The following is a 2,600-nucleotide window of genomic DNA, read 5'->3' on the forward strand; positions in this document are numbered from 1 at the left end:
CATAATGAAGAGAGTCTTTTGCCTGGCGGACGCGGCGCACGGCGACCGGGCGGTGTCATGCCCTTATCCCGCGACCGGTAGGCAAAAGATCCCGTTGGACTGAACCGCCCCGCGGGCGATAGGGCGCTATGGGGATTGAATCGGTGCAGTTCCGCGACGCGGCGCAGGAATGGCGATCAACGCCGACGCGCCGGCCTGGACCAAGGGTGCCGCGCCACGCGTGGCGAAGGCGTCGGGCCTCAGATTCGTGTGGCGTTGGGCGCGGCCGGGCGTCTCGGCACCTGCTCCTTGGTGCCGAGGGCGGTCGCGCATGAAGAGCCCCGCCACGCCGTCAAGGCCTTCGCGGCGCGCTCGTGTTGCGGGAGGAAGGATGTTCATGCGGCGACCTCCGGCGGCCCACGCGGCAGTGCCCCGGGCTGCAAAGTCTCGACGCAGACCATCCGCCCGCAGTGGCAGTGCGGGCACTCCCACAGCGAGATGCCGGTGAGCCGCTGATACCGATCCCGATAGTCGGCGGGTTCATCGGCCGACACCGGTACCGGAGCAGGCACATCCAGCAAGTGACGACAGCGTTCCAGCTTCACCGCGCGGCTGCGGTTGGCGAGCCAGCCGTAGTGGCGGATGCGCTGGAATCCGGAGGGCAGGACGTGCAGCAGGAAGCGCCGCACGAATTCCCCCGCCTCGAGCCGCATCACCTTGTGGCGGGACGCATGGCGATAGTCCTTCCAGCGGAACGCGACCTGGCCGTCGGCGAACGCGACGAGCCGGCTGTTGGCGATGGCCACCCGATGCGTGTAGCGCCCGAGGTACTCGAGCACGCGCTGCGGCCCACCGAACGGCGGCTTGGCGTAGACCACCCATTCGGCCCGGGCCGTCGGCGCGAGATACCGGGCGAACGCGCGAGGGTCTGTCAGCTCGGCCAGGGCATTGTGGAACGTGAGCGAACCCGCCGCGAAGGCCTGCTGCAACATCGTGAGGAACCGCCGGCGGAACAGCCTCGACAGCACCCGAACGGGCAGGAAGAAGCCTGGCCGGCAGGCGATCCAGCGCTGGCCATCGGGCGAGAGGCCGCCGCCCGGCACCACGCAGTGCAGATGCGGATGGTGCAGCAGGTTCTGGCCCCAGGTGTGCAGGATCGCGATGAAGCCGATCTCGGCGCCCAGCTGCTTGGGGTCCGCCGCGATCGTGCGCAGCGTCTCGGCGGTGGCGCGGAACAGCAGGTCGTAGACCACCGCCTTGTTCTGGTAGGCGATGGCGGCGATCTCCTGCGGCAAGGTGAACACGACATGGAAATACTCGACTGGCAAGAGCTCTGCGCGCCGATCCTCGAGCCATTGCGCGCGCGTGAGCGACTGGCACTTTGGACAATGCCGGTCGCGGCAGCTGTTGAACGCGATCCGCTGGTGGCCGCAGGCGTCGCACTGCTCGACGTGCCCCCCGAGCGCCGCCGTGCGGCAACGCTCGATGGCACTCATGACGCGGCGTTGCCCGCGACTCAGTGCCGCCACGTGATCGCGACGATAGGCTGGCCCGAGCTGCCGGAAGATGTCCGCCAACTCGAGCCCGGTTGGGCGCAAGACGCTTACTCAGAAGTGCGCGGGCGGCGTCACCGGGTTCGGCACCACCGGCGCGGGCAGCCAGTCGAGCGGGCTTCGGGTCGCACACACCGTGCTGGTGGCGACCTTCAGGTAGCGTGAGGTGGTCGCCAGGCTGCGGTGTCCGAGCAGCAACTGGATGGTGCGCACGTCGGTACCCGCTTCGAGCAGATGCGTGGCGAAGGCGTGGCGCAGCGAATGCGGGGTGACCGGCTTGGTGAGGCCCGCGACACGACGCGCCTTCTGGCACGCGGCCTCGACGGCCCCTTTGGTGATCGGCTGCTCGGGCCTATCGCCTGGGAACAGCCACAGGCGCGGGCGCTCGCTTCGCCAGTACGCGCGCAAGGTGTCGAGCAGGCGCGGCGAGAGCATCACGTAGCGATCCTTGCGGCCCTTTCCTTGATCGACGCGCAGCACCATGCGCTCGCTGTCGATGTCGGTGACCCGCAGATGCGTGGCCTCCGACACGCGCAAGCCGGCGGCGTAAGTGGTGGTGAGGAGGGTGCGGTGCTTCAGGCTGGCGACGGCCTCGAGGAGGCGCGTCACCTCATCGTGACTCAGGATGACCGGCAGCCGGAACGGCTTCTTCGGCATCGGGATGTCCTCCAGTGCCCAGTCGCGCTTGAGCGTGACCTTGTAGAGAAACCTCAGCGCCGACGTTGCGATGCCGACACTCGCGGCAGAGAGCTTGCGCACTTCGACCAGGTGGACCTGGTAGGTGCGCACGTCCTCGGGCCCGAGCGCTTCGGGCGAGCGACCGAAGTGGCGCGCGTAGGCGCTGATCTGCTGGAGGTAGGAAAGCTGGGTGTTCTCGGCGAAGTTGCGAATGCCCATGTCTTCGAGCATGCGCTGGCGAAGGGGAGTCATGGCAAAGCTCCTGTCGGAAAGGAATAAAGGGCTGCGAACAGCCACCCAATCCTTCTCCAACGCGGGCTTCCTGTGAATGCGCCGGCCTCAATCCCACAGCGCGTGGATCACCCCCTACCGCGCAGCGGTTTAGTCCAA

Annotated in this window: 2 protein-coding genes; both read right to left on the reverse strand. The window is 67.8% G+C overall.

Annotated elements, in window-relative coordinates; all coding sequences use genetic code 11:
- Nucleotides 1-374: 374 nt before the first annotated feature.
- A complete protein-coding gene (locus tag PLC66_RS22520) occupies nt 375-1,577 on the reverse strand; it encodes an IS91 family transposase (RefSeq protein WP_324544409.1) in 1,203 nt (400 codons plus the stop codon).
- A gap of 9 nt (nt 1,578-1,586) precedes the next feature.
- Complete coding sequence (locus tag PLC66_RS22525) at nt 1,587-2,462, reverse strand: tyrosine-type recombinase/integrase (protein WP_324544410.1); 876 nt, start codon at nt 2,460-2,462, stop codon at nt 1,587-1,589.
- Nucleotides 2,463-2,600 lie beyond the last annotated feature (138 nt).

It is taken from the genome of Thauera sp. (assembly GCF_035444905.1).
GTDB lineage: Bacteria > Pseudomonadota > Gammaproteobacteria > Burkholderiales > Rhodocyclaceae > Thauera.